The sequence below is a fragment of the Cellulomonas xiejunii genome, assembly GCF_024508315.1.
Lineage (GTDB): Bacteria > Actinomycetota > Actinomycetes > Actinomycetales > Cellulomonadaceae > Cellulomonas > Cellulomonas xiejunii.
On the sequence record NZ_CP101987.1, the window covers coordinates 1,885,851 to 1,910,677 of the forward strand.

At 74.3% G+C, this 24,827-nt stretch carries 22 protein-coding genes; 14 read left to right on the forward strand and 8 right to left on the reverse strand.

Translation table 11 applies throughout. The features are described from left to right. The first annotated feature begins 29 nt into the window (after nt 1-29). Nucleotides 30-176: a hypothetical protein gene (locus tag NP048_RS08635; RefSeq protein WP_227578589.1), complete on the forward strand. Its 147-nt coding sequence runs from the start codon at nt 30-32 to the stop codon at nt 174-176. Here the strand turns inward: NP048_RS08635 and cobA are convergent. From cobA to NP048_RS08665, 6 genes are read right to left on the reverse strand one after another with little or no spacing between them, the layout of a single operon-like run. Beyond that, on the reverse strand, nt 131-1,411 hold the full coding sequence (gene cobA / locus NP048_RS08640) for a uroporphyrinogen-III C-methyltransferase (protein WP_227578590.1): 1,281 nt from the start codon (nt 1,409-1,411) through the stop codon (nt 131-133). The genes NP048_RS08635 and cobA overlap by 46 nt on opposite strands. Beyond that, a complete protein-coding gene (locus NP048_RS08645; RefSeq protein WP_227578591.1) occupies nt 1,408-2,871 on the reverse strand; it encodes a sulfate adenylyltransferase subunit 1 in 1,464 nt (487 codons plus the stop codon). Before NP048_RS08645 ends, cobA begins: the two co-directional genes overlap by 4 nt. Further along, the gene (gene cysD, locus NP048_RS08650) at nt 2,871-3,815 is read right to left on the reverse strand and encodes a sulfate adenylyltransferase subunit CysD (RefSeq protein WP_227578592.1); all 945 of its coding nucleotides are present in this window, start codon (nt 3,813-3,815) and stop codon (nt 2,871-2,873) included. The genes NP048_RS08645 and cysD overlap by 1 nt, the downstream gene beginning before the upstream one ends. After that, the gene (locus tag NP048_RS08655; RefSeq protein WP_227578593.1) at nt 3,812-4,531 is read right to left on the reverse strand and encodes a phosphoadenylyl-sulfate reductase; all 720 of its coding nucleotides are present in this window, start codon (nt 4,529-4,531) and stop codon (nt 3,812-3,814) included. Before NP048_RS08655 ends, cysD begins: the two co-directional genes overlap by 4 nt. Next, complete coding sequence (locus tag NP048_RS08660; RefSeq protein ID WP_191779252.1) at nt 4,528-4,689, reverse strand: hypothetical protein; 162 nt, start codon at nt 4,687-4,689, stop codon at nt 4,528-4,530. Before NP048_RS08660 ends, NP048_RS08655 begins: the two co-directional genes overlap by 4 nt. Then, the gene (locus NP048_RS08665) at nt 4,686-6,356 is read right to left on the reverse strand and encodes a nitrite/sulfite reductase (protein ID WP_227578594.1); all 1,671 of its coding nucleotides are present in this window, start codon (nt 6,354-6,356) and stop codon (nt 4,686-4,688) included. The genes NP048_RS08660 and NP048_RS08665 overlap by 4 nt, the downstream gene beginning before the upstream one ends. 346 nt (nt 6,357-6,702) lie before the next feature. On the opposite strand from NP048_RS08665, the gene zapE reads away from it, so the two are divergent. Next, entirely contained in the window at nt 6,703-7,776 is a 1,074-nt protein-coding gene (gene zapE / locus NP048_RS08670) for a cell division protein ZapE (RefSeq protein ID WP_372456852.1), read from the forward strand. Nucleotides 7,777-7,916: 140 nt separating this feature from the next. Here zapE and crcB read toward each other — a convergent pair whose 3' ends face one another. Beyond that, on the reverse strand, nt 7,917-8,291 hold the full coding sequence (gene crcB, locus NP048_RS08675; protein ID WP_227578595.1) for a fluoride efflux transporter CrcB: 375 nt from the start codon (nt 8,289-8,291) through the stop codon (nt 7,917-7,919). Next, nucleotides 8,288-8,863 carry a fluoride efflux transporter FluC gene (locus NP048_RS08680; protein WP_227578596.1) on the reverse strand — a complete coding sequence of 192 codons (576 nt, stop codon included), beginning with the start codon at nt 8,861-8,863 and terminating at the stop codon, nt 8,288-8,290. Before NP048_RS08680 ends, crcB begins: the two co-directional genes overlap by 4 nt. Nucleotides 8,864-9,118: 255 nt before the next feature. Here NP048_RS08680 and NP048_RS08685 point away from each other — a divergent pair, with 255 nt between their 5' ends. From NP048_RS08685 to NP048_RS08740, 12 genes are all read left to right on the forward strand, one after another. Continuing rightward, complete coding sequence (locus NP048_RS08685; RefSeq protein WP_227578597.1) at nt 9,119-9,424, forward strand: urease subunit gamma; 306 nt, start codon at nt 9,119-9,121, stop codon at nt 9,422-9,424. 1 nt (nt 9,425) lies between these two features. After that, complete coding sequence (locus NP048_RS08690) at nt 9,426-10,274, forward strand: hypothetical protein (protein WP_227578598.1); 849 nt, start codon at nt 9,426-9,428, stop codon at nt 10,272-10,274. A gap of 43 nt (nt 10,275-10,317) precedes the next feature. Next, nucleotides 10,318-10,767 (forward strand): urease subunit beta, encoded by a 450-nt coding sequence (locus NP048_RS08695; protein ID WP_227578599.1) that lies wholly within the window; start codon nt 10,318-10,320, stop codon nt 10,765-10,767. Then, nucleotides 10,767-12,491: an urease subunit alpha gene (gene ureC, locus NP048_RS08700; RefSeq protein WP_227578600.1), complete on the forward strand. Its 1,725-nt coding sequence runs from the start codon at nt 10,767-10,769 to the stop codon at nt 12,489-12,491. Before NP048_RS08695 ends, ureC begins: the two co-directional genes overlap by 1 nt. 7 nt (nt 12,492-12,498) lie before the next feature. Next, the gene (locus NP048_RS08705; protein WP_227578601.1) at nt 12,499-13,194 is read left to right on the forward strand and encodes an urease accessory protein UreF; all 696 of its coding nucleotides are present in this window, start codon (nt 12,499-12,501) and stop codon (nt 13,192-13,194) included. A 47-nt stretch (nt 13,195-13,241) separates the two neighbouring features. Beyond that, nucleotides 13,242-13,874, forward strand: coding sequence for an urease accessory protein UreG (gene ureG, locus NP048_RS08710; RefSeq protein WP_227578602.1), 633 nt, complete (start codon nt 13,242-13,244; stop codon nt 13,872-13,874). Next, a complete protein-coding gene (locus NP048_RS08715) occupies nt 13,871-14,851 on the forward strand; it encodes an urease accessory protein UreD (RefSeq protein ID WP_227578603.1) in 981 nt (326 codons plus the stop codon). The genes ureG and NP048_RS08715 overlap by 4 nt, the downstream gene beginning before the upstream one ends. Nucleotides 14,852-14,894: 43 nt before the next feature. Next, complete coding sequence (locus NP048_RS08720; protein WP_227578604.1) at nt 14,895-15,830, forward strand: urea transporter; 936 nt, start codon at nt 14,895-14,897, stop codon at nt 15,828-15,830. Beyond that, nucleotides 15,827-16,786, forward strand: coding sequence for an ABC transporter ATP-binding protein (locus tag NP048_RS08725; protein ID WP_227578605.1), 960 nt, complete (start codon nt 15,827-15,829; stop codon nt 16,784-16,786). Before NP048_RS08720 ends, NP048_RS08725 begins: the two co-directional genes overlap by 4 nt. Beyond that, the gene (locus NP048_RS08730; protein ID WP_227578606.1) at nt 16,783-18,849 is read left to right on the forward strand and encodes a YhgE/Pip domain-containing protein; all 2,067 of its coding nucleotides are present in this window, start codon (nt 16,783-16,785) and stop codon (nt 18,847-18,849) included. Before NP048_RS08725 ends, NP048_RS08730 begins: the two co-directional genes overlap by 4 nt. Before the next feature lie 86 nt (nt 18,850-18,935). Next, on the forward strand, nt 18,936-22,286 hold the full coding sequence (locus tag NP048_RS08735) for an FUSC family protein (protein ID WP_227578607.1): 3,351 nt from the start codon (nt 18,936-18,938) through the stop codon (nt 22,284-22,286). Between the two features lie 14 nt (nt 22,287-22,300). Continuing rightward, nucleotides 22,301-24,820, forward strand: a complete 2,520-nt coding sequence (locus NP048_RS08740; protein WP_227578608.1) for a LuxR family transcriptional regulator — start codon at nt 22,301-22,303, stop codon at nt 24,818-24,820. Nucleotides 24,821-24,827 lie beyond the last annotated feature (7 nt).

A 24,827-nucleotide genomic window follows, 5' to 3' on the forward strand; every position in this document is an offset into this window, starting at 1 on the left:
ACCGGTGGCGCCCGACGGGGGGAGCCGCCATGGCCGGGCGGGTCCGGGAGGCGTCCGCGCCGGTCGCGCTCGTGGCGTCGGTCGTCCTGCGCGGCGCGGCCGTCGTCGTGCTCCTCGGCGTGCGCCGCGCTCAGCTCCGCGACGTCACGCGCGCCGCGCCGGGCGCGGCCGCCTGACCTGCCGATCTCGCCGCGACCACGGCAGTGGTGTCGCCCTCGCCCTGCAGAGCGGCGGCCAGGGAGGCCACGGCCCCCACCACCACGACCGCCGGGTTACGGACACCGACCTCCTGCGCACGGGCGGCGATGTCGGCGAGCGTGCCGAGCGTCGTGCGCTGGGTCGGCAGGGTGCCGTCCTCGACGACCGCCACGGGCGTGGCCGGGTCGAGCCCGTGCGAGGCGAGGCGCGACATGTGCTCCGCGAGGCGGCCCACACCCATGAGGAGGACGAGCGTGCCGCGCAGCCGCGCCAGCGTCTGCCAGTCGGTGTCGGCGTCGTGCGCCGAGACGATCGTGACCTGGCGGGCGACGTCGCGGTGGGTCACGGGGATGTCGGCCGCGCCGGGCACGGCGATGGCGCTCGTGACGCCGGGGACGACCTCCACCGCCACGCCGGCGGCGCGGCAGGCGGCCAGCTCCTCCCCGCCGCGGCCGAGCACGAACGGGTCGCCGCCCTTGAGTCGCACGACCCGCTGCCCGGCGCGGGCGCGTTCGACGAGCAGCACGTTGATCTCGCTCTGCGTGAGCGTGTGCGCGTGCGGGGCCTTGCCGGCCTCGACCACCTCGACGTCCGGCTCGAGCTCGTCGAGCAGCGCGCGCGGCGCGAGCCGGTCGACGACGACGACGTCCGCCTCGGCGAGCGCGCGGCGACCGCGCGTCGTGATGAGGCCCGGGTCGCCGGGTCCGCCGCCGACGAGCGTGACGTGCCCCGCCCCCGGGCGACGACGACGCAGGGGGAGGGCCCCGGTGTCGAGCTGCACCTGCAGCGCGGAGCGCAGCGCGACCGCGCGGCGTGGGTCGCCGCCCGCGCCCACCGCGACCGTCACGTCGCCCGCGCGGGCGACGGCCGGGGTCCAGGCCGTCGACGCGGCGGCGTCGTCGGCGCGCACGCACCAGGTGCGTGCGGCCTCGGCCTCGGCTGCCACCGCGTCGTCCGTGCGCCGTTCGCCCGTCGCGGTGTGGACCAGCCACGCGTCGGCGAGGTCGCCGGGCGCGTACTCGCGGGCGTGCCACGTGACAGCACCGGCCGCGGCGAGGTCCGCCAGGTCCTCGCAGAGCGCAGGCGCGACGACGTGCACGTCGGCGCCGTCCGCGAGCACGCCGCGCGTCCGGCGGGCGGCGACCGGACCGCCGCCGACGACCACGACCCGGCGGCCCGCGAGGTCCAGCAGCAGGGGGTGCCGCGTCGTCATATCCCCGCCCCGGCGAGCCAGTCGTCGTCGCGCTCGTTCGCCCGTACCGGGGCGAGCCTGTCCAGCAGCGTGGGGCCGATCAGCCCGGCCGCGAGCGTGCTGCCGTCGGCCGGGTCCACCACGAGGAACCCGCCGGTCCGCCGGTGGGTCGCGTAGTCGTCGAGCACGACGGGCTCGGCCAGCCGCAGCCGGGCCCGTCCGATCGCGTTGAGCCCCAGCGACCGCGGCGCGGCCTCGGTGGAGGTGTCGGTCGCGTCGATGGTGTGCAGCGTGTCGACCGGGTCCCACTGCTCGACCGTGAGGGTGTCGACGTCCAGCCGGGCGTCGACCTCGCGCAGCAGGCCCCGCACCGTGCGCGTGCCGACACGCACCAGGACCCGGGCGCCGGGGACCGAGCGGCGCTCGGTCAGCCAGCAGACCGTCCCGACGAGGTCCTGGCCCGTCGCCACGTGCTCGGCGGCGGGCACGAGGACGTCGCCGCGCGCGACGTCGAGGTCGTCGGCGAGCCGCACGGTCACCGACCGCGGCGCGTCGGCGGCCTCCAGCGGCCCGTCGAACGTGTCGAGGGCGACGACGCGGCTCGTGCGTCCCGACGGCAGCACGCGCAGCTCGTCGCCGACCCGGACGACGCCCGAGGCGACCTTGCCCGCGTACCCGCGGTAGTCCGGGTGCTCCGGCGTGCGCGGACGGATGACGTACTGCACGGGCAGGCGCAGCGGCTCGGTGGACGCGTCGCGGGCGACCGGCACGCTCTCGAGCAGCTCGAGGAGCGTCGGCCCGTCGTACCAGGGAGCGCGCACCGACCGGTCGACGACGTTGTCACCGTCGAGCGCCGACAGCGGCACGGCGTGCACGGCGGGCAGCCCGAGCACGTGCGCGTAGTCCGCGAACTCGCGGGCGATCGAGCGGAACGTGGCCTCGTCGAAGCCCACGAGGTCCATCTTGTTGACCGCGAGCACGACGTTCGGCACCCCGAGCAGCGCGGTCAGCGCCGCGTGCCGACGCGTCTGCTCCAGCACGCCCTTGCGGGCGTCGACGAGCACGATCGCCAGCTCGGCGGTCGAGGCGCCCGTGACCATGTTGCGCGTGTACTGCACGTGGCCGGGCGTGTCCGCCAGGACGAACGCGCGGCGGGCCGTCGAGAAGTAGCGGTACGCGACGTCGATCGTGATGCCCTGCTCGCGCTCGGCCCGCAGACCGTCGGTCAGCAGCGCGAGGTCGACGCCCGCGCCGCCCCCGCCGCGGGCGGCCGTGGCGCGCTCGACCGCCGACAGCTGGTCGGCCAGCACCGACTTCGTGTCGTACAGCAGCCGGCCGATGAGGGTGCTCTTGCCGTCGTCGACGGAGCCTGCGGTCGCCAGCCGCAGGAGGTCGCGCTGCGTGTGGTCGTCGAGGTCGACGACCGCGGTGACGTCGGACGGCGCGGGCTGTGCCAGCCCGGCCGGTGCGTGCGTGCCCATCAGAAGTACCCCTCGCGCTTGCGGTCCTCCATGGCGGCCTCGGAGGCTCGGTCGTCCGCGCGGGTCGCGCCGCGCTCGGTGAGCCGGCTCGCGGCCACCTCGGCGATGACGTCCGCGACGTCGGCGGCCGTCGAGTCGACGGCGCCGGTGCAGCTCATGTCGCCGACCGTCCGGTAGCGGACATGCCGCCGCTCGACGTGCTCGTCGGGACGCGGCCCGCCCCAGGAACCCGCGGTGAGCCACATGCCGTCGCGCGCGAACACGTCGCGCTCGTGCGTGAAGTAGATGTCCGGCAGGTCGATGCCCTCGCGCTCGATGTACCGCCACACGTCGAGCTCGGTCCAGTTCGACAGCGGGAACACGCGCACGTGCTCGCCCTGCTTGTGGCGCCCGTTGTAGAGGTCCCACAGCTCGGGTCGCTGCCGGCGCGGGTCCCACTGCCCGAACTCGTCCCGCAGGGAGAACATCCGCTCCTTGGCCCGCGCCTTCTCCTCGTCGCGTCGCCCGCCGCCGAACACGGCGTCGAACCGGTGCGCGGTGATCGCGTCGAGCAGCGGCACCGTCTGCAGCGGGTTGCGTGAGCCGCCGGGGCGCTCGACCACGCGGCCGTCGTCGATCGCGTCCTGGACGCTGGCCACGACGAGGCGCAGACCGAGCTCGGCGACCGTGCGGTCCCGGTACTCGATGACCTCCGGGAAGTTGTGCCCGGTGTCGACGTGCATGACGGGGAACGGCACCGGCGCGGGCCAGAAGGCCTTGCGCGCGAGGTGCAGCATGACGATCGAGTCCTTGCCGCCGGAGAACAGCAGCACGGGTCGCTCGAACTCACCCGCGACCTCACGCATCACGTGGATGCCCTCGGACTCCAGGGCGTCCAGCTGGGTCAGCCGCGGGGTGCCGGGGGCCCCGACCACGGTGGGGGTGTCGGTGGAGATCGTCGTCATGTGTGCAGCCCGCATTCCGTCTTGTTCGTGCCTGCCCAGCGTCCGGCCCGGTGGTCCTCACCCGGTGCGACCGCGCGCGTGCAGGGCGCGCAGCCGATCGAGGCGTACCCCAGCTCACGCAGCGGGTTGAGCACCACGTGGTGCTCCGCGACGTACGCGTTCACGTCGCCCCAGGTCCACGCGGCCAGGGGGTTGAGCTTGACCTTGGACCGCCGGGCGTCCCACCCGACGACCGTGATGTCGGTGCGCGTGGGGGCGTCCTCGCGGCGCATGCCGGTGACCCATGCCGTGTAGGGAGCGAGGCCGCGCTCGAGCGGCTCGACCTTGCGCAGCGCGCAGCACAGGTTCGGGTCCCGCTCGTGGAGGCGCGGACCGTGCTCGGCGTCCTGCTCCGCGACGGTGCGCAGCGGCAGGACCGTGCGCAGGTTCACGTCCGTGAAGTCGGCGTAGTAGTCGCGCGTGCCGAGCGTCTCGGCGAAGTGGTAGCCGGTGTCCAGGAAGATGACGTCGATGCCCGGCGCGGCCTTCGCCGCGATGTCGACGAGCACCTCGTCACCCATCGACGAGGCCAGCACGAGGTCGGAGCCGAACACGGCGCGCGCCCATCGCAGGACGTCGCCCGGGTGCGCGCCCTCGAGGTCACGGCCCGCCTGCTCCGCCAGCGCTCGCAGCTCGTCGGGCGTCAGCTCGGTCACCGGACGCGTCGTCGCGCTCATCGCGCACCCACCAGGCCGAGGAAGCGCAGCGCGAACGCACGCGCGCACGAGCGGCACTCCCACTGGCCGTGCGTCTCGCCGGCCGGCCACAGGTCCTCCCCCGCGCAGAACGGGCAGTAGTAGGGCACGGCGCGCTGGCCGGCATCCGGCTCGCTCATCGCAGGTCCGCCTCGTCGGCACGGTGCGCCCACTGCGCGAAGAGCTCGCCGGGCTGCCGCTGCTCGTCGAAGCGGCGCGTGACGCGCTCGACGTAGTCCGGCAGCTCCGAGGACGGCACGCGCAGGCCGCGCAGCGTCCGGCCGAGCCCGCTCGTCAGTCCCAGACCGCCGCCGAGGTGCACCTGGTAGCCCTCCTCGTCGCCCGCGAGGACGCCCTTGAGGCCGATGTCGGCGGTCTGGATGCGGGCGCACGAGTTGGGGCAGCCGTTGACGTTGATCGTGATCGGCTGGTCGAACGTCGGCAGCCGGCGCTCGAGCTCGCCGACCAGGGCGGTCGCGCGGCCCTTGGTCTCCACGATCGCGAGCTTGCAGAACTCGATGCCCGTGCAGGCCATGGTGCCGCGGCGGAAGGTCGACGCGGTGCGCACCCGCAGCCCGAGGGACTCGAGCCCGTCGACGAGCGCGTCGACGCGCGGTGCGTCGACGTCCAGCACCACGAGCTTCTGCTCGGTCGTCAGCTGGACCCGGTCGGAGCCTGCCTCCTCCACGAGGTCGGCGAGCGCGGTGAGCACGGGGCCGGAGACGCGTCCCACGGCGGGAGCGGCGCCGACGTAGAACCGGCCGTCCTTCTGGGGGTGCACGCCGACGTGGTCCCGGCTGCCCGTCGGCGGCGGCGGGGGCTCGGGGCCGTCGGGCAGCGCGCGGCCGAGGTACTCGGTCTCGAGCACCTGACGGAAGACCTCGGTGCCCCAGTCCGCGAGCAGGAACTTCAGGCGGGCGCGGGTACGCAGCCGGCGGTAGCCGTAGTCGCGGAAGATCCCCACGACGCCGCTCCACACCTCGGGCACCTGCTCGAGCGTGACGAACGCACCCAGCCGCTTGCCGAGCATGGGGTTGGTCGACAGCGCGCCGCCCACCCACAGGTCGAAGCCGGGGCCGAGCTCGGGGTGCGCGACGCCGACGAACGCCACGTCGTTGATCTCGTGCGCGACGTCCTGGTGCGGGGACCCGCTGATGGCCGTCTTGAACTTGCGCGGCAGGTTGGAGTACGCGGGATCGCCGATGTACCGGTCACGGATGGCCTCGATGGCCGGGGTGCCGTCGATGATCTCGTCGGCCGCGACCCCCGCGACCGGGGAGCCGATGATGACGCGCGGCACGTCCCCGCACGCCTCCTGGGTCGACAGACCGACGGACTCCAACCGGCGCCAGATCTCCGGGACGTCCTCGATGCGGATCCAGTGGAGCTGGATGTTCTGCCGGTCGGTGATGTCGGCCGTGCCGCGCCCGAACTCCTGCGAGACACCGGCGATGGTGCGCAGCTGGCGCAGGTTCAGCGTGCCGCCGTCGCAGCGCACGCGGAGCATGAAGTACTCGTCCTCGAGCTCGTGCGGCTCGAGCGTCGCCGTGCGGCCGCCGTCGATGCCGGGGCGGCGCTGGGTGTACAGACCCCACCAGCGCATGCGGCCGCGCAGGTCGTCGCCGGGGATCGAGGCGAAGCCCTCACGGGCGTAGACCGTCTCGATGCGGCGCCGGACGTTGAGGCCGTCGTCCTGCTGCTTGAGCGCCTCGTTGGCGTTGAGGGGCTCGCGCTGGTCGAAGGCCCACTGCCCCTCGGGACGCTTGGCGGGAGGGACGACAGGGGAGCGGGACGTGGTCTGCGCCATGGGGCGCCACCTCCGGGGTGCTGGGGGGCGTGCTCACGCGGCCGCGCACGACACAGGTCGTGGGGACGGGCGCGGACCACGCGCCCGTCGGGGAGATACGGGGCGGGTCAGCGGTTCCGCGGACAGCAGGCACACGGGACCGCGGCGGCGCGACAGCACCGACACATGGCACGGTTCCCGGGGAGGCTCACGTGACGAGCGTGGCACGCGTCCGGGTGAATCGGGACCCTATGTCCGGTGCGTGAGACGCTCTCTCGCAGGCTGGACACCGGTGCCCCCGGGCGGCCGCGGCTGTCGAACGCGAGGCGCCTGGGGCGCGCCGGTCGTGGGACGTATCGTCGACCCGGTGAGCGCAGCCCGTCCCGTGAACCCCGCCGGCTCGTCGGACCGCGGCGCCGTGTCGCTGACGGTGCGGCACCCCAAGGTGCCCACCGAACGCCTGCTGGCCGAGCTCGTGCCACCGCAGCACTTCGCGCGGGAGTCCTTCGACACCTACGAGCCCGACCCGGCGCACGCGTCGCAGCGCGAGGTGCGCGACCGGCTGCGCGAGGTCGCCGACGCGCTCGCGGCACCCACGCGGACCGGCGGCTCGTGGTGGCGCCGGCGCGCGGCCGCGAGCGCCCCCGCGGTGTACCTGGACGGCGGCTTCGGGGTCGGCAAGACACACCTGCTCGCGGCCCTGGCGCACGCGGTCGGGCCCGAGCGCGTCGCGTACGGGACGTTCGTCGAGCTGACGAACCTGGTCGGGGCGCTCGGGTTCGCGGCCACGGTCGACGCGCTGGGCGAGCGGCGCCTGGTGTGCATCGACGAGTTCGAGCTCGACGACCCGGGCGACACCGTGCTGATGTCGCGTCTGCTGCGCGAGCTCGCCGACCGCGGCGTCGCGATCGCCGCGACGTCGAACACGCTGCCCGAGTCGCTCGGCGAGGGGCGGTTCGCCGCGGAGGACTTCCTGCGCGAGATCCAGGCGCTCGCCGCGCGCTTCGAGGTCCTGCGGATCGACGGGGAGGACCACCGCCACCGCGTCGTCACGACGGACGCCGCGCTGCTCGACGCGGACGCCGTGCGCGCCGCCGTCAGCGCGCGCCCCGGCGGGGCGCTCGACGACTTCGACGCACTGCTGGCGCACCTGGCGTCCGTGCACCCCAGCCGCTACGGCGCGCTCCTCGACGGGGTGGACGTGGTCGGCCTGACCGGTGTGCACGGGATCGACCGGCAGGACGTCGCCCTGCGATTCGTCGTCCTGGTGGACCGGCTCTACGACCGGGACGTGCCCGTCGTCGCGTCGGGCGACGGCACGGACCTGTTCACGGCGGACATGCTGGCAGGCGGTTACCGCAAGAAGTACTTCCGCGCGCTTTCGCGGCTTGCGGCACTGACGTCGCAGGGTGCGGCGCTGGTTGCGGAGAGAAAGGCGTAACGGGCCCCGCGATCGTCGGACCTGTCGGCGAAACTCTCGCCCGGCAGGGAGCGCGAATCACAGGGATGGGATTATGCGCGCGCTGCGGGAGGGCTGCAGTGCGACGGCTCCTCAAAGAATCCCCAGGAGCTCCGTGCGGATCACCAGTCGGCGGCCCAGCGCAATCCCAGGTAGGCGAGTGCGACGGACGCGACCAGCACGCCGACCCCGTACGCCAGGGCGGTTCCCACCTGCTTCTTGCGCACGAGCTGGACCAGCTCGTAGCTCGCCGTGCTGAAGGTGGTGTAGCCGCCGAGGAACCCCGTGCCCAGGACCGCGCCGAGCGCCTCGGGCGCCAGCCGACCCGCGATCAGGCCGGTGAGGAGGCCCAGGGCGAGCGAACCCGTGAGGTTGATGATCGCCGTGGGCCAGGGGAACGTCGCCGACCCGGTGCGCGTGCGGATCCACGCGTCGACGACGTAGCGAACGACAGCCCCCAGACCTCCCGCGAGCGTCAGCAGCAGCAGCTCCGTCACGACCGGCCTCCCCACGCGTGGCCCTCGATGCTGCGCAGCTCACGGTGGTTCACCGGCTGCGGGTGCAGGCGTGCGCCGATCGCGATGCCGGCGAGGGTGGCCAGCGCCCCCAGCAGGAGTGTTCCCAGCGCATAGAGGGCCGCCGCACCGGCGCGGTCGGCCAGCAGGAGTTTGGCGCTGTCGGTCGCGAACGAGCTGTACGTGCTCAGGCCGCCGCAGAAGCCGGTCCCGATGAGGAGCTTCACGCGCCCGGCGCCCAGCGTGCCGGGCGCGGAGCGTGCGAGCGCCTCGTACAGGTAGCCGAGCACGAGGGCGGCGAGGACGTTGACGACCGGGATCGCCACCGCGACCTGGTCGACCGGGTGGATGTCGAGGGTCAAGCCCTCACGGACGGCCACCCCGACGGCGCCGCCGACGAACACCAGCGCGACGGCCGACAGCGCGACGTGCGGGCGGCGGGCCGCCTTCGGCGCCGGGGCGTCCGTGGCGTGCGCGCCGTGGCCGTCGACGTCACCGTGCGCGCCGTGCGCGGGTTCGCCGGGGCTGCCCGGCGTCGTAGGTGGGGAATCCATGAATTCGATGCTAGGGGCGAGCGCCCGATCTGCACGCCGAGAATGGTCGGGATTTCTCGGACGCATGTCTACGACGACCGTCTACGACAACTGTCTGATACACGCGTCCAGAATTCCGCCCAGGGCGCGGATCGACGCGTTCTCGCTGGTGGCGAGCGTATTGTGCGGGTCGGTTGTGCGTCGCCCGCATCGGGGTAATGTGTCTGGTGTAGTCCGAATCGCGGACCTAGTTTTCACGAGAGCTCGAGGTAGGCAATGGACCTGACACCGCGGGAGATCGAGAAGCTGTACATCTACCAGGTGGCCGAGCTCGCGCGACGCCGTCGCCAGCGCGGCACGAAGCTGAACGTGTCCGAGGCGCAGGCGCTCGTGTCGGAGGCGATCATCGAGGCCGCGCGCGACGGCAAGTCGGTCGCGGAGTGCATGGAGCTCGGCAAGCGCGTGGTCTCGGAGGGCGACTGCATGCCGGGTGTCCGCGAGCGCGTCTCGCTCCTGCAGGTCGAGGCGACGTTCCCCGACGGCAGCAAGCTCGTGTCCTGCCACGACCCTGTCCAGGCCTGAGGTGGGTGCCGTCCGCGTCGTGCTGGTGGGCGGCCATGAGAGCGCCGACGGAGCAGACCTGGCGCCGGTCGTGCAGCAGCTGCCCGAGGCCGCCGTCAGCACGCCCGGCAGGTCACTGCTCAGCCAGGTCCGCGCTGCCCTGGCCGGCTCGGACGCGCCCGTCGTCGTGCTGCCCATGACGTGGGGGCGCGACCCGGTCATGATCGCCGAGACCGCGCGGACCCTGCGCTGGGTCGCGGGAGGCGACGCGCACGGGCGTGTCGCGCTCAGCGAGCCCTTCGGGACGACGGACCACCTGATCGCGCTGCTGCGCACCGCGGCGACGCGGACCGCGACCCGGTGGCCGGGATCCGGGCTGGTCGTGTCCGCGCCGCGCGCCTCCCCGTTCGACGACGCCGAGCTGCACCGTGTTGCGCACCTGGTCCGTGTCCACGGCGCGGGCCTGGAGATCGGCGTGGCGTGCGTCGGGGAGCCGGCCGACCTGACGCTCGCCGTCGACCGCGTCCGTGCGCTGCGCCCCGGGCACGTCGCCGTCGTCCCGGCGGGGTTCGCGACCGCGTGCCCCGAAGCGGACGCGCTCGCGGACGTCGACTTCGTCGGGCCGCTCATGACCACGTCGGCGGTGCTGCGGGTCGTGCGGGAGCGCACGGCCGGGGCCCTGCACGACCTCGGTCACGGCCACGACGGCATCGCCGCCGGCCTCGACGCGGACCACGGCCACGGCTACGCGCACTCCCACGGCCCGGACGGGGATCACACCCACACGCACGGCGACCACGCGCACGCGCACGCGCCGCACGCGCCGCACCCGGACCCGCACGCCACCAGCCACGCGTCGGCGCTCGGCTGACGTCCTACCGCTCGGACCCAGAACTGCTCGGAGGGGGACCACCATGCTCGGCAGCCCGAAGTACCACCACCACGAGGACGACATCGAGATCAACGCGAACCGCGCGAAGGTCAAGCTGCGGGTCTCCAACACCGGCGACCGCGCCGTGCAGATCGGCTCGCACTTCCATTTCTTCGAGGCCAACCGTGCGCTGCTGTTCGAGCGTGAGAAGGCCTACGGCATGCACCTCGACATCCCCGCGGGCACCGGTGTGCGCATCGAGCCGGGGGACACGCGTGAGGTCACGCTCGCCGCGTACGGCGGCGGGCGGCGGCTCTACGGGTTCAACAACCTCGTCGACGGCGGCCTCGACTCGCGCCAGAAGCGTCTTGACGCCCTGCGCCGGCTGGCGGAGTGCGAGTTCAAGGACGGCACGCCGGCGGCGCCGGCTCCGAGTGGCAAGAAGACGACGGCTCCGAGTGGCAAGAAGACGACGCAGGGGAGGAAGGGCTGATGGCGATCATCTCGCGCAAGCAGTACACGGACCTGTTCGGGCCGACGCGGGGAGACCGCGTCAACCTGGCCGACTCGAACCTCGTCATCGAGATCGAGAAGGACTTCAACGAGGGGTTCTACGGCGACGAGGTCGTCTACGGGGGCGGGAAGACCGCACGCGACGGCATGGCCTCCGACCCCAGCGCCACGGCCCCGCAGGGCGTCCTCGACCTGGTGATCACCAACGCGATCATCCTCGACCCGGTCCTCGGCGTGCTCAAGGGCGACATCGGGGTGAAGGACGGCCTCATCGTCGGCGTCGGCAAGTCGGGGAACCCGCACCTGCAGGACGGCGTGGACCCGCGGCTGGTCGTGGGGACGGGCACCGAGGTCATCGCCGGCGAGCACCTCATCGCGACGGCCGGGGCGATCGACACCCACGTGCACTACATCTCGCCGCAGCAGGCCGAGGCCGCACTGAGCAACGGCATCACGACGCTGTTCGGGGGCGGCACCGGGCCCAGCGACGCGACGAACGGCGTCACCACGACACCGGGCGTCTGGTACCTGCACCGCATGTTCGAGGCGGCGGAGGAGATGTCGGTCAGCATGGGCTTCTACGGCAAGGGCAACGGCTCGCTGCCCGAGGCGCTGGCCGAGCAGATCAGGGGCGGTGCGGCCGCGCTCAAGGTGCACGAGGACTTCGGCGCCACCCCTGCTGCCCTCAGCAACGCGCTGTCGGTGGCCGACGAGTACGACGTCCAGGTCACGGTGCACACCGACAGCCTCAACGAGGCCGGGTACGTCGAGGACACCGTGGCGGCGATCGACGGCCGGACGATCCACACGTTCCACACCGAGGGCGCCGGCGGCGGGCACGCGCCGGACATCATGAAGCTCGCGAGCTACCCGAACGTGCTGCCCTCGTCGACCAACCCGACGCTGCCGTACACGGTCAACTCGGTCGACGAGCTGCTCGACATGGTGATGGTCTGCCACCACCTGTCGCACGACATCCCGGAGGACGTGTCGTTCGCGGACTCGCGCGTGCGCGCCGAGACGATCTCCGCGGAGACCGTGTTGCACGACGAGGGCGTCATCTCGATGTTCTCGTCGGACTCGCAGGCCATGGGCCGCATCGGCGAGTCCGTGACGCGCGCGTTCCAGACCGCCCACCACAACAAGGACAAGCGCGGCAAGCTCCCGCAGGACTCGGAGCGGAACGACAACTTCCGGGTGCTGCGCTACCTGGCCAAGGTGACGATCAACCCGGCCATCACGGCGGGGATCTCGGACTACCTGGGCTCGCTCGAGCCGGGCAAGCTCGCCGACATCGTGCTGTGGCCGGTGGGCTCGTTCGCCGCGAAGCCGAAGATGGTGCTCAAGGGCGGGGTGATCCGCTGGGCGCTGATGGGGGAGCCGAACGCGTCCCTGCCGACGCCGCAGCCGGTGTTCTACCGGCCGATGTTCGGGGCGTACGGCAAGGCCATGCAGAGCACGCGCGTGACCTTCATGTCGCAGGCCGCCATCGACGCCGGTGTCCCGGAGCTCCTGGGCCTGCGCAGCCAGATCCTGCCGGTGCGGCGGTGCCGGCAGCTCGGCAAGGCCCACATGGTCCGCAACGACGCCACGCCGGTCGTCGACGTCGACCCCGAGACGTACAAGGTCACCCTCGACGGGCAGCCGGCGCACATCGAGCCGGCGCAGAGCCTGCCGATGACGCAGCTGTTCTTCCTGGCCTGAGGGCGACGTGCCGGCCACCGACGTGCAGGCGCTGCTCGTCAGCCTGCAGCTGTCCGACTCCGCGTTCCCCAGCGGCTTCTACACGATGTCGCACGGGCTCGAGGGGTTCGCGCAGGCGCGGCTGGTCGAGCGCGGCGAGGTCGGTGACCTGCTCACCGGGATGCTGCTGCACGCCGTGGGCCCGGGCGACGCGACCGCGCTCGCCCGGGCCCACGAGGCGGCGGTCGCCGGCGACTGGGCGCGCGTGCGCGAGGTCGACCGGCTGCTGCACGCCACCAAGCTCAACGCCGAGATGCGGCGGGCGTCGGCCCGCAGCGGACACCAGCTGACGGACGTCGCGCGCGCCGCGATCGGCGGTCCCGAGCTGGACGAGTGGGCCCGCGCCCTGGCGGCCAAGGAGGCGCCGGGGTGTCAGGCCGTGGCCACGGCGGTGGTCTACGCCGCGGCCGGTGTCGGGACCCGCCAGGCGGTCGTGTCGGACCTGTTCGCGTTCGCCACGAGCTTCCTGGGAGCCGCGCTGCGCCTGCGGCTCACCGACCACCGCGAGCTGCAGGTGCTGCTGCACGCAGCGGCACCCGTCATCGAGCAGGCAGCGACGGACGCGGTCGGGCGCGACCTGGCCGACATGGGCGGGTGCGTCCCGATGGCCGACGTCATGTCGGCGTGGCACGAGCGCGCGGACGGGCGGTTGTTCACCAGCTGACGAGCGCACGACGACGCACGACGACGCAGGGCGACGGAGGAGGACGGATGAACAACGTGCTGAGGATCGGCATCGGCGGCCCGGTGGGGTCGGGCAAGACCGCGCTCGCGGAGGCCCTGGTGCCGCGGCTCATCGCGGCGGGGCGGACGCCCGCCGTGATCACCAACGACATCTACACGCAGGAGGACGCGCACCACGTGCGGCGTGAGCTCGCCGGCGTCCTCGACCCCGACCGGGTCGTGGGCGTGGAGACCGGTGCGTGCCCGCACACGGCCGTGCGCGACGACCCCACGATGAACCTCGCGGCCGGCGCCGAGCTGCTCGAGCGGTTCCCCGACGTCGACACGCTGCTGTACGAGTCCGGCGGCGACAACCTCACCCTGACGTTCTCGCCCATCCTCGCCGACGTGTTCGTCTTCGTCCTCGACACGTCCGAGGGCGAGAAGATGCCGCGCAAGCGCGGCCCGGGCATCACCGACTCGGACATCCTGGTCATCAACAAGATCGACATCGCGCAGTACGTCCGGACGAACCTCGACGTCATGTGGTCCGACGCCCTGCGGGTGCGCGAGGGCAGGCCGGTGGTCCTCACCAACTCGCTGACCGGCGAGGGGATCGACGACCTGCAGTCGACGATCCTGGCGATGTGGGGCGAGCGCTCCGGCGCCCTGGTCCCGTGAGCGCCGACCTCGTCGTCGAGGACGTCGCGGTGGCGCCGGCGGCGCCGTACGGCGGGCACCGCCTGACGCCGGCGTACTACGAGCCGGAGCACGTGCCGCAGGAGGTGGCGCGGTACTCCGGTGGCCTCGACACGCTGCCGGTGGGCAGCCCTGCCAAGGTCGGGGTGCTCGAGCTGGGTTACGGGCGCACCGGCAACGGCACCGAGCTGGTGCACCACTACCAGAAGGCGCCGCTGCACATCACCCGGCCGCTGTACGTCGACCCGCTGCGCCCCGACATGCCGTACACCTACGTGATCTCCACCGGCGCCGGCGTGCTGCAGGGGGACAGGCTGCGCACCGACCTGACGTTCGGCCCGGGCGCGTCCGCGCACGTGACGACCACGGCCGCGACCCGGGCGATGCGCATGGAGCACGACTACGGGGTGTCGCAGGTCAACCTCGGGGTCGGGCAGGACGCGTACGCCGAGTACCTGCCCGAGCCGGTCATCGCGTTCGTCGACACGCGGTTCTACCAGCTCACGCGCGCGACCGTCGCCCCCGGCGCGACACTCATCCTCGCCGACACGTTCGTCGCCGGGCGCCTCGCGCGCGACGAGCGGCACCGGTACGCGGCCGTGGCGGCCGACCTGGAGATCAGGCGACCCGACGGCACGCCCGTCGCCGTGGACCGCGTGCGGCTCGTGCCGGGGCGCGGCGACGCGCTGGCGGTGCTCGCCGGCCACGACGTGCTCGGCAACCTCGTGGTCGTCACCGACCAGGCGCCGGCCGGCGAGCTGGCGGACCTGCTGCACGACGAGCTGGCCGACGCGCCGGACGTCCTCGTCGGCGTGAGCCGCCTGCCCACGGAGGCCGGCGTGAGTCTGCGGGTCGTCGGCGACACCACCGCCCCTGTCGCGCACGCGGTGAACGCCGCGTGGCACGCGCTGCGCCTGCGCCTGACCGGACTGCCGGCGCCCGCACTGCGCAAGACCTGAGAGCTGCGCACGACCCGGAACGGACCGACGTCAGGAGGACACCGTGAGCACGACGCGACAGACTGCCACCCCGCCGCTGCGTTCCGCGGTGGAGCCCGCGTCCCTGGCGCGGGGCCTCAGCCAGATCTTCTTCCAGCGCAACACCTGGGCGGGCCTGCTCATCCTCGCGGCGTTCGTCGTCGCGGACTGGCGCATGGCCGTGCTCGTCGCGATCGGCACGATCGCGGGGACGGTCACCGGCGCGCTGCTCGGGGCCCGCGACGTCCCCGACGGCATGCAGGGCTTCTGCGGCGCGCTCCTCGGCGCCGCGGTGTACGTCTCGCTCGGGGGCGAGCAGGTGTGGGCGTACGTCATCGCGCTGGTCGGCGGAGCGCTGTGCGCGCCCGTGCAGGTCGCGGTCGTGGCGCTGTTCGCCTCACGCCCGCTCGCCCGCTTCGCCCTGCCGGCCACCACGGCGCCCTTCTGCATCGTGGCCGGGATCATGCACGCCACCACCGCCGAGCTCCAGGTCCGCTCGCCGGCCGTGCACTGGAACGACGACGCCACGACGACGTTCGTGCGGTCCCTGCTGACGAACGTCTCCGAGGTCGTGCTCGTCAGCAGCGTGTGGGCCGGGGCGCTGATCCTGCTCGGGCTGTTCATCGCGTCGTGGAAGGTCGGGCTCGCCGCGGTCATGGGCACCGTGATCGGCAGCGTGTGCGCGCTGGCACTCGGCTGGTCGCAGGCCGACCTCGGTGAGGGCCTCGCGGGGTACTCCGGGGTGCTGACGGCCATCGCGCTGTCGGTGGTGTTCCTGCGCAGCAGCGCCGCGTCCTGGCTGTACGCAGCGCTGGGGACCGTCGTCACGGCACTCGTCACGCTCTGGCTCAACGACGCCTTCGACGCGCCGCACTACACGTGGCCGTACATCCTCACGACCTGGGTGTTCCTGGTCGTCGCGGTCGCGGTCCCCGCCCTGAGGCGTCCGGACCCCGCGTGAGTGCACCCGACGGCGTCGGGGCCGCCGACACGCGCGCGCCGGTGCGGCGCCGCGCGCAGTCCCCGTCCCACGAGGACGCGAGGCTTCACCGCGGGCGCGTCGGCAGGCCGCGGCCGGTGCGCCTCGACGGGCCGCTCCGGCTCACGCTGCAGGGCGTGCACGTGCAGGGTCGCCGCGCTGCGATGCTGCACCTGCCCGGCCTGAGCCTGGCGACGGGGGAGTGCGTCCTGGTGGCGGGCGAGCCGGGGCAGGGCCACACGGCGCTCGCGCTCGTCGCGACCGGACGCCTCGCGCCGTTCGGGGGAAGCGTCGACCTGACGGACGCGGACGGCACGACCACCACCGACTCCGAGGTGCTGCGTCGTGTGTCCGCCGTCGTGGACCTGCCGGGGATCTCCGAGCCCGACGACAACCTGCCCGCCGTGACCGTGGTCGCCGAGGAGCTGGCGCTCGCCGGGGTCCGGTCCGGTCGGGGGCACGTCCACGAGTGGCTCGACAGCCACGGGCTCACCCGGTACCGGGACGTGCGGATGGACGACCTGGCCGGCCCCGTGCGCACCGCGCTGCTCACGTCGCTCGCGCTCGAGCGACGGGACGTGCGGTTCCTCGTGATCAGCCTGCCGGACCGCCACGGCGGCGACCCCGCCGAGTGGTGGGCCGTCGCGCAGGCGTGCGCCGCCCGCGGCTACGGCGTGCTGGTGCAGTGCTGGCGATCGTCGGCCCGCGAGCTCGGCGCCGAGCTCGCGCCGGCCTGTGGCGACGCGTCCCAGCGGGCGACGCCCGTCGAGACGCTGCGGACCGGCGCCGACGAGCTGGCCGCGCTGACCGACAGCCGACAGCGCACCGACACCCGGGAGCTCGACGACACCCAGGAGCTCGACTACACCCAGGAGCTCGACGTCGCACGCGACGAGCGCGAAGAGTCCGAGGTCGAGCCGCACGAGGCTGAGCAGTGATCGCCACCCGGCTCGCGGGCTCCGAGTTGCGGCGCCTGGCGACCGGCACCCTGCCGAAGCTCGCGCTGCTCGCGCTCATCGTCATCCCGTCGCTGTACTCCGGGCTCTACCTGTTCGCCAACGAGGACCCCTACGGCCACCTCGACGAGGTCCCGGCCGCGCTCGTCGTGGCCGACCGCGGCGCGACGACCACCGACGAGGACGGGGGCGGCACGCGCCGCGTCGACTACGGCGCCCAGGTCGCCGACAGGCTCACCGGCGGGAAGGGCGGCTTCCGATGGGTCCGCACCACGCAGCGTGACGCCGAGGCGGGTGTGCGCTCCGGGAGGTTCGACGCCGCCCTGATCATCGGTTCCACGTTCTCGCAGGACCTCGTCTCGTCCGCGCAGTACAAGCCGAAGCAGGCCAGCCTGACGCTGGTCACCAACGACGCCAACAACTACCTGTCCACGACCATCGCGAACACCATCGCCGACGACGTGCGGGACGCCATCGCCACCGAGGTGGGGACCGAGGCCGCCGGGCTCTTCCTGCAGGGATTCGGCTCCATCCACACCAACCTCGCCCAGGGCGTCCAGGGCGCTGACCGGTTGGTCGAGGGCGCCGGTGAGCTCGCGGCGGGGACGGCGGAGCTGGTGGGCGGGACCGCACGCCTGGCGACGGGCGCGGCGGAGACGTCCCGCGGAGCGGCTGAGCTGGCGGGTGGCCTGGACACGCTGCGGGCCGACACCCGCACGCTGCCGGACGCGACACGCCGCCTGGCCGCGGGCGCGGCGAAGGTGGCGGCGGGCGACGCCCAGATCGACAGGATCGCGGCCGAGGTCCAGGCGGGGTTCACGAGGGCGGCGACCGAGGCGCAGGCCGCGGCGAGAGCGGCGGAGGAGGGTGCCCGGCGGGTGGAGGAGCGTCGCGCCACGGAACAGGGGCAGAGTCTCGACGACGCGTACACGGCACTCGAGGGAGCGCGCGCAGCGGTCCAGCGCGAGCTGGCTGCCCTGCAGGAGGAGGGCCAGCTCACACCTGAGCAGGTCCAGGCCCTCACCGATCCTCTCCCCAGGCTGCAGGGCGAGCTCGCGGCGGCCGAGGCGGCACTGCACAAGGCGACCACCGACCTGAAGGCGCTGGACGTCGGCGCCGGGGAGGTCGCCCGGGGCAACCAGGCGCTCGCGAACGCCACGCCGCGGCTCGCGCAGGGCATCGCTGACGCGGCCGCCGGCGCCGGTCAGCTCTCGTCGGGTACCGCCCAGGTGTCCCAGGGCGCCGACGAGCTCGCGAGCAGCAGCGTCACGCTGCGCGACGGGACGCAGCAGCTGGCGTCCGGGGTCACCGAGCTGCGCGACGGCCTGCAGTCCGGGCTGGGCCGGATCCCCGACCTCGACGAGCAGACGGAGCGTGACACGGCGCGGACCATCGGCGACCCGGTGCGGGTGGCCGACGACCAGCTCGCCCGCGCAGGCAGCTACGGCGCGGGCCTGGCGCCGTTCTTCATGTCGCTGGCGACGTGGATCGGCGGGTACGTGCTGTTCCTGCTGGTCAAGCCGTTGTCGAGCCGTGCACTGGCGACCGGGCGCCACGCCTGGCAGGCCGCGGTCGGCGGCTGGCTGCCCGCCGCGCTCATCGGCGTCCTGCAGGTCGGGCTGATGTACCTGCTGGTGACGTACGCGCTGGACATCACGCCGGTCTACGGGGGCGCGACGATCGCGCTGCTCGTGGTCGCGTCCGCGACGTTCGTCGCCATCCTGCAGGCGCTCAACGTGTGGTTCGGCGCCGTGGGGGAGTTCCTGGGCCTGGTGCTCATGCTCGTCCAGCTCGTCACCGCGGGCGGCACGTTCCCGTGGCAGACGATCCCCGAGCCGCTGCTGTCGCTGCACCGGGTGCTGCCGATGTCGTACACCGTCGAAGGGCTGCGCCAAACCCTCTACGGCGGCGACCTGGCGACGGCCGCCCGGTACACGGTCCTCCTCCTGGTCGTCTTCGTCGTGGCGCTCGCGGCCACGGCGTGGGCAGCCCACCGACAGCGGGTCTGGACGCCGACGAGCCTGCAGCCCGAGCTGGTCCTGTGACCTGAGCACGGGTCGGAACAGCACGGGTCGGAACAGCACGGGTCGGAACAGCACGGGTTGGAACATCACGTCGAAGGGGGGAACGGGTGGACACGGTCTGGTGGCTGCTCGGAGTGGTCGTGCTCCTGGCGACCCTGGCCGACGTGTTCCTCACCGCGCTCAACTACGACGAGGCGGGGTTCCTGGCCGGGCCGTTCTCCCGCGGTCTGTGGCGCGTGCTGCGCTCGGTGACCCACCGCCTGCCACGCGACCGCCGGCCGGTCGTGCTGCGCCAGGTCACCGGGGTGCAGGTCATCGGCGTGGTGCTGCTGTGGATCGTCGGCACGATCACCGGGTACGGGCTCATCTACTACGGCCTGATGACGCCCACCTCGTTCACGCCCGCGGCCCCGCGCGAGCTGGACCTGTTCGACGCGATGTACTTCAGCGCCGCGCAGCTCTCCACCGTGGGCGGCTCCGACCTGACCGCCGCGACCGACCTGCTGCGCTTCCTCAGCATCGCCGAGACGCTCACGGGCGTCGTGCTGGTGTCGATGATCCTCACCTTCCTGCTCGGCGTGTACGACGTCATCGGCAGCCTCAACACGCTGTGCACGCGGTTCGTCAGCGCCGAGCGGGGCGCGGGCTCGCCCGTCGCGACGCTGCGCCCCTACCTGCGCCCGGGCGGCGAAGGCGCCGACGGGCACCTCGACGCCATCTCCGACGCGTTCGCGGACTACACGTCCGGCGTGCGACTGCACCACGCCGCCTACTTCTTCCAGAGCGGACGCGACCGGTTCGCGCTGCCGTACGCGCTGCGCATGATCGGCGGGACCCTCGGCGCGCTGCGCTGGGGCCTGCCGACCGGGCACCCCGCGTCGACCTCGCCGACGCTGCCCGCCCTGACGTTCCAGTACCTGGAGTTCGGCGAGTACCTGCAGGCCACCGTGCGCTGGAGCGACGAGCCGGAGCCTCCCGAGCCCGTCGACCGGGACACCTTCGAGCGCATCGTGCGCGGCGGCGCCCGCGTCGAGCAGCGGGACCCCTGGGTCGCGCGGTTCACGCAGCTCGAGCTGCAGCTCGCCGACGTCATCGGCTCCGACCCGCTCGCGGACCTCGACGACGCCCACCGTCGCTACACGCAGTGGCTGCCGTTCGCGTACCGCGCCGAGGTGGTCACCACCTCCGTCGGCCGGGACCTGGACTACCAGCCGGTCATCGTCACCGACGTGCCCGTCTCGCTCCTGCACGGCGACCGCGTGGCCGTGCGCAACGTCGAGAGCTACCTGACGGACCCCGTCCCGCCACGCCACGACCGGGGCCGTCTGCGCGGGCGGCTGAGCAGCAGGCTCTCCTTGCTCGACCCGGGCGGGGCCCGCCTGCGCACGGCGGTGCGCGGCCTGGTCTCGGCCGTGGTCGCGGCGCTCACGGCGCTCCTCGTCGCGCGGGGGCTGGGCGAGCAGGACCAGGTGCGGCCCGTGATCTTCGCGGGCTTCGTCGCGATGCTCGCGTCCGGCGCCGTCGCGGGCCGCGGCGCGGCGCGTCGGCTGCGGGCGGCCGTCTCGGTGCTCGCCGTCGTCCTGGTGGTGGTCGTGCTCGCCGCGGCGTCGTCCGGCTCGCACCTGTGGACCGGCGCCGCGGCCGTCCTCGTGGCCGTGGTCGCCGCCTGGGCCAGCCGGTTCGGGCCGCGGTACGCCGGGCTCGGGACCGTGGGCTTCATGGCGTTCTACTACGCGCTGCTCATGCGCCTGGAGGCGTCCGACGTCCTGCTCTACGCCGCCGGCGCCGTCCTGGGGGTCGGGTGGCCGCTGCTGCTCGGTGGCGCGCTCATGCCGGAGCGCCCCGTCCGGGTCCTGCGGGCCGCCCTCGACTCCTACCGACGCGAGATGGTCGCCACGCTGGAGGTCCTCGAGGACGGCGCCGCCTGGGGGCGGTGGGACCGCGTGCTCGCGCACCGCCTCAACCTGGCGCAGCGCCGCCTGCGGCGCGGCAGCGAGTTCCTCGCCGGACGGCTGAGCACGGGCGCCGAGGCAGCCGACCTCGACGAGCGGCGGGCCCGCACCCTGCGGCTGCACATCTTCAGCGCGAACCTCGCCGAGGAGTACCTCGTGGCCGCCGTCCGGTCGCTGCCCGCGGCGGGAGTCTCGCTCGAGCTGCGCGGGCGCCTCGCGGGCCGCCTGGAGCTGCTGCGCGCGCACGTCACGCAGGCCGTCCTGGCGGGCGCGGACGGTCCGCCGTCCGACGACTGGCGGCGTGAGAAGACCCCGGTGACCTGGCCCCGCGAGGCCCGCGCCGTGCACCGGGCCGTCGACGAGCTGGCCCATGCGCTCGACTCGCTGCGGCACGCCGAGCAGGGCGCGACCGACCGCGACCTGGAGACCGACGACGCCCTCGACGCGCGGCAGCCCGCCCCGGCACCGCCGCGCCGCGCGCTCGCGCCCGCCACGCGCCGCGCCGTGCAGGCGGGGCTCGCCGTGGCCGCGGGCCTGCTCGTCGGCGACGCGCTGTCGTCGTCGCACCAGTACTGGGCCATGCTCGCCGCCTACCAGGTGCTCGGCGCGTCCGACGCCGAGACGTTCGTCAAGGGCGGCCAGCGCGTCGCCGGGACCGTCGCCGGCACGCTCGTGGGCTTCGGCGTCGCGATCGCGACCGGCGGCGACCACGTCGCGCTCGTCGTCATGGTCGCGATCGGCATCTTCGGCTCCCTGTTCTACCGGGGCGTGTCCACCGCCGTGCAGGTGTTCTTCACGATGGTGATCTTCTCGACCGTCTACGAGACCCTCGGCCGCCTGACCCCAGGGACCGTCGAGCTGCGGATCGTCGAGACCGCCGTCGGCTCGGCCATCGCGCTCGTCGTCGCCGCCGTGGTCCTGCCCACGCGCACGCGCGTGCTCGTCGACCGCGACCTCGCGCGGCTGGTGCGCGACCTGCAGCTGGTCCTCGACGGCGTGTTCGCCCGCCTCGAGCGCAGCGACGGGACCGCGTCCGTCGCGGCGCTGAACTCGCACCTGCTGGTGATCGACGACCAGGTCCGGCGGATCGGCGTCACGGCCGACCCGTTGCTGAGGTCGGGCGGCGTCCTCGACGCCGGGGGCGTCCAGCAGCGGCTGACCGCCGTGCAGCTCGTCGCGTACGACGTGCGCTACCTCGTGCACGCCCTGGAGCAGGCCCACGCCGTCGACGCCGACCTGAGCGCGCGGGACTGGGCTGCGCTGCGGACCACCACGGCGGACAACATGGCGGCGCTCCTGGCGATCCTCGAGCACCGAGCCGTCCCGGCCGTGCACGAGGACCTCGGCAGCGCGCAGGACGTGGACCCCCACGCGCCGGGCGCGGAGCACGAGCGCGCGGTCCTGCGACGGGTCGACCGCGTCAACCGCACGGTCGTCCTGCTGATCAGCGACCTGGCCCCCGACGCCGTGGAGCCGGTCGCCGACCCGGCGCCCGTGGCGGGCTGAGCGGCGGGACGGCCATGACGATCGTGTCGCCGCACACCCCGGCGTCCTGGCGCACGCAGGCACCGCGCGCCGACGGGCCGGTGGTCGAACGCCCGCGCTGCCAGGCGGCCCTCCGTTCGGCCACGGCGCTGCGTCCCGTGGTCGTCGTCGCCGCCCCGCCCGGCTTCGGCAAGACCACGGTCGTGACCCGCTGGGCGGCGCAGGACGCGCGGCCGACGGCATGGGTCACGCTCGACCCGTTCGACGACGACGCCGAGCGGCTCCTGGGCGTCGTGGCCGCCGCCGTCGCGGCCGCGCACCCCGGCGCCGCGCACGGCCTCCCGGCGGCCGTGCGGGCCGCGGCGGGGTCCACGGGCCGTGTGCTCGACGCCCTCGTGAGCGTGCTGACCGACCTCGGCGAACGCGCCCTCGTCGTGCTCGACGACGTGCACCTCCTGACCTCGCCCGCCGCCCGGCACGCCGTGGCGACGCTGCTGCGCACACCCGGCCCCCGGTTCGTCCTCGTCGGGCGGTACGTGCCCGACCTGGCGCTGGGGCGAGGGCGGCTGGCCGGCCAGGTCGGCGACCTCGGGACGCGGGTGCTGGCCCTGACGCCGCGGGAGACGTCCGACCTCGTCCGCGCGTGGGGCGGCCCGGCCGACCCGGACGTCGTCGCCGACCTGTGGCGCGCCACAGGCGGCTGGCCGGTCGCGGTCCGGGCGGCGTGCGCCGCGGGCGTGCTGCACCGCGGGCGCCCGCAGCGCGCGCTGCGCCCGCAGGACGTGCCCGTCGACGACTACGTGCGCGAGGAGGTCCTCGGTGCACTGCCGTCCGACGTCGGGACGTTCCTGCGTCGCGCCTGCGTGGGCCGGGTGCTGGACCCCCCGCTCGCCGAGGCGCTCGCGCCCGGCGGCGCGCGCCTGCTCGAGGAGTGCGTCGGGCGCGGGCTCCTGCCCCCGGACGCGTCGCGCGCGCTGCCCTGGCACGACGTGCTCGCGACGCACGTGCGCGTCGTCGTGGGCCGCACCGAGCCGTCGGTCGTGCGGACCGTGCACCGCGCGCTCGCGCGGCACGTGGCCGGCACGGACCCGGCGGCCGCCGTGCGGCACGCCGTCGAGGGTCACGCCCCCGAGCTCGCGCACGAGGTGCTGGGGGAGCGGTGGCCCGAGCTGCTCGCCCGCAGCAGCCTGGGGGCGGCGGTGCGGCTCTGCGGCGCCGTGCCGGCGCAGGCCGGGGGGCGCGACGTCGCGACCGCGACCGCCGTGAGCCGCGCGCTGCGCGGCGAGTCCCGTCCCGAGGACCACGACGCGGCGGCCGCGCTCGTCGTGCGCGCGCTCGTGGGTGCCGACGCCCCCACCACGCCGCACGACCTGCTCGCCGCGGCCACGCAGGGCGACGCGACGGGCACGGTGGTGGCGTACCTCGTCGGGCGGGCGGCCCTGCACGCGTCGGACACCCCGGTGGCCGGGGTCCCCGCCGAGCGGTGCGGCCGCGGCGGCCTCCAGCACGTCGTCGACGCGCTGGCCGACGCCGCGGAGGTCGCCGCCGTGCGTGGTTGGCCCGTGCTCGCGCTCGCGTGCCGCGCCGAGCACGCGCTCGCGTGCGCGCGCTCCTCGCGTGTCGCCGAGGCGCGCGCCCGCGCCCAGGGCGTGCTGGGTGACGCCGCGGCGCTCGGACCCGTCTCGGCTCCGGCGACGGCGGCCGCCCACCTCGCGGCGGGCCTCGTCGCCTTCTGGTGCGACGAGCAGGCGCCTGCGCGGCGTCATCTCACCGCCGCCGCGCAGGCGGCCTCGAGCCGACCCGCGCTCGCGGCACGCGCCGCGGCCGTGCTCGTGCACGTGTGCCTGGCCGACGGTGACCCCGCCGGCGTCGCGGACGTGCTGGCGACGCTGGAGCGGCGCGCGCCCGCCGGGATCTCGCTCGCGTTCCTCGTGGCGGCGCAGCACGACGCGCACGGGGAGCCCCGCGACGCGCTCGCCCTCGTCGACCTCGCCGACCCCGCCTTCACGTCGCCCACCGGGGTGTGCCGCCGCAGCGACCTGCACCGCCGGACCGGGGACCGGGCCGCAGCCCTCGCCGCGCTCGCCGGCGTCCCGGACGACCCGGCGTGGCACGTCGCCGACACGGTGGCGCTGCACGCGTCGCGTGCACTGCTCCGCGAGGAGCCCGCCGCAGCGCACCGCGACCTCGAGCGCGCCCTCGACGCGGCCGCGCCGGACGGCGTGGTGCGGCCCCTGCGGGACCGCGCGGCGGCGCTGCGACCGCTGCTGCTCGCGCACCTCGGGCGAGGCAGCAGCCACGAGGGGCTCGTGACACGCCTGCTCGCCGCCGACCGTGACGCCCCGGCTCCGCGCGGGTCGGCGTGGACCCTCACCGAGCGTGAGCTCCAGGCGCTGGCCTGCCTGCCCTCACGCATGACCCTCGACGAGGTCGCCGCGTCACTGTTCGTGTCGGTCAACACGGTGAAGACGCACGTGCGCGCCGTGTACCGCAAGCTCGGCGTGACGAGCCGGCGCGACGCCGTGCGGACGGCCGTGGAGCGCGGTCTGCTCTGAGGCGCGC

Excerpts from the sequence above, each read along its gene's own strand:
- NP048_RS08645 (WP_227578591.1), bottom strand. The coding sequence starts at position 2,871 with ATGGGCACGCACGCACCGGCCGGGCTGGCACAGCCCGCGCCGTCCGAC.
- cobA (WP_227578590.1), bottom strand. The coding sequence starts at position 1,411 with ATGACGACGCGGCACCCCCTGCTGCTGGACCTCGCGGGCCGCCGGGTC.
- NP048_RS08665 (WP_227578594.1), bottom strand. The coding sequence starts at position 6,356 with ATGGCGCAGACCACGTCCCGCTCCCCTGTCGTCCCTCCCGCCAAGCGT.
- cysD (WP_227578592.1), bottom strand. The coding sequence starts at position 3,815 with ATGACGACGATCTCCACCGACACCCCCACCGTGGTCGGGGCCCCCGGC.
- NP048_RS08680 (WP_227578596.1), bottom strand. The coding sequence starts at position 8,863 with ATGGATTCCCCACCTACGACGCCGGGCAGCCCCGGCGAACCCGCGCAC.
- NP048_RS08685 (WP_227578597.1), top strand. The coding sequence starts at position 9,119 with ATGGACCTGACACCGCGGGAGATCGAGAAGCTGTACATCTACCAGGTG.
- ureG (WP_227578602.1), top strand. The coding sequence starts at position 13,242 with ATGAACAACGTGCTGAGGATCGGCATCGGCGGCCCGGTGGGGTCGGGC.
- ureC (WP_227578600.1), top strand. The coding sequence starts at position 10,767 with ATGGCGATCATCTCGCGCAAGCAGTACACGGACCTGTTCGGGCCGACG.
- NP048_RS08660 (WP_191779252.1), bottom strand. The coding sequence starts at position 4,689 with ATGAGCGAGCCGGATGCCGGCCAGCGCGCCGTGCCCTACTACTGCCCG.
- NP048_RS08740 (WP_227578608.1), top strand. The coding sequence starts at position 22,301 with ATGACGATCGTGTCGCCGCACACCCCGGCGTCCTGGCGCACGCAGGCA.
- NP048_RS08655 (WP_227578593.1), bottom strand. The coding sequence starts at position 4,531 with ATGAGCGCGACGACGCGTCCGGTGACCGAGCTGACGCCCGACGAGCTG.
- NP048_RS08635 (WP_227578589.1), top strand. The coding sequence starts at position 30 with ATGGCCGGGCGGGTCCGGGAGGCGTCCGCGCCGGTCGCGCTCGTGGCG.
- NP048_RS08695 (WP_227578599.1), top strand. The coding sequence starts at position 10,318 with ATGCTCGGCAGCCCGAAGTACCACCACCACGAGGACGACATCGAGATC.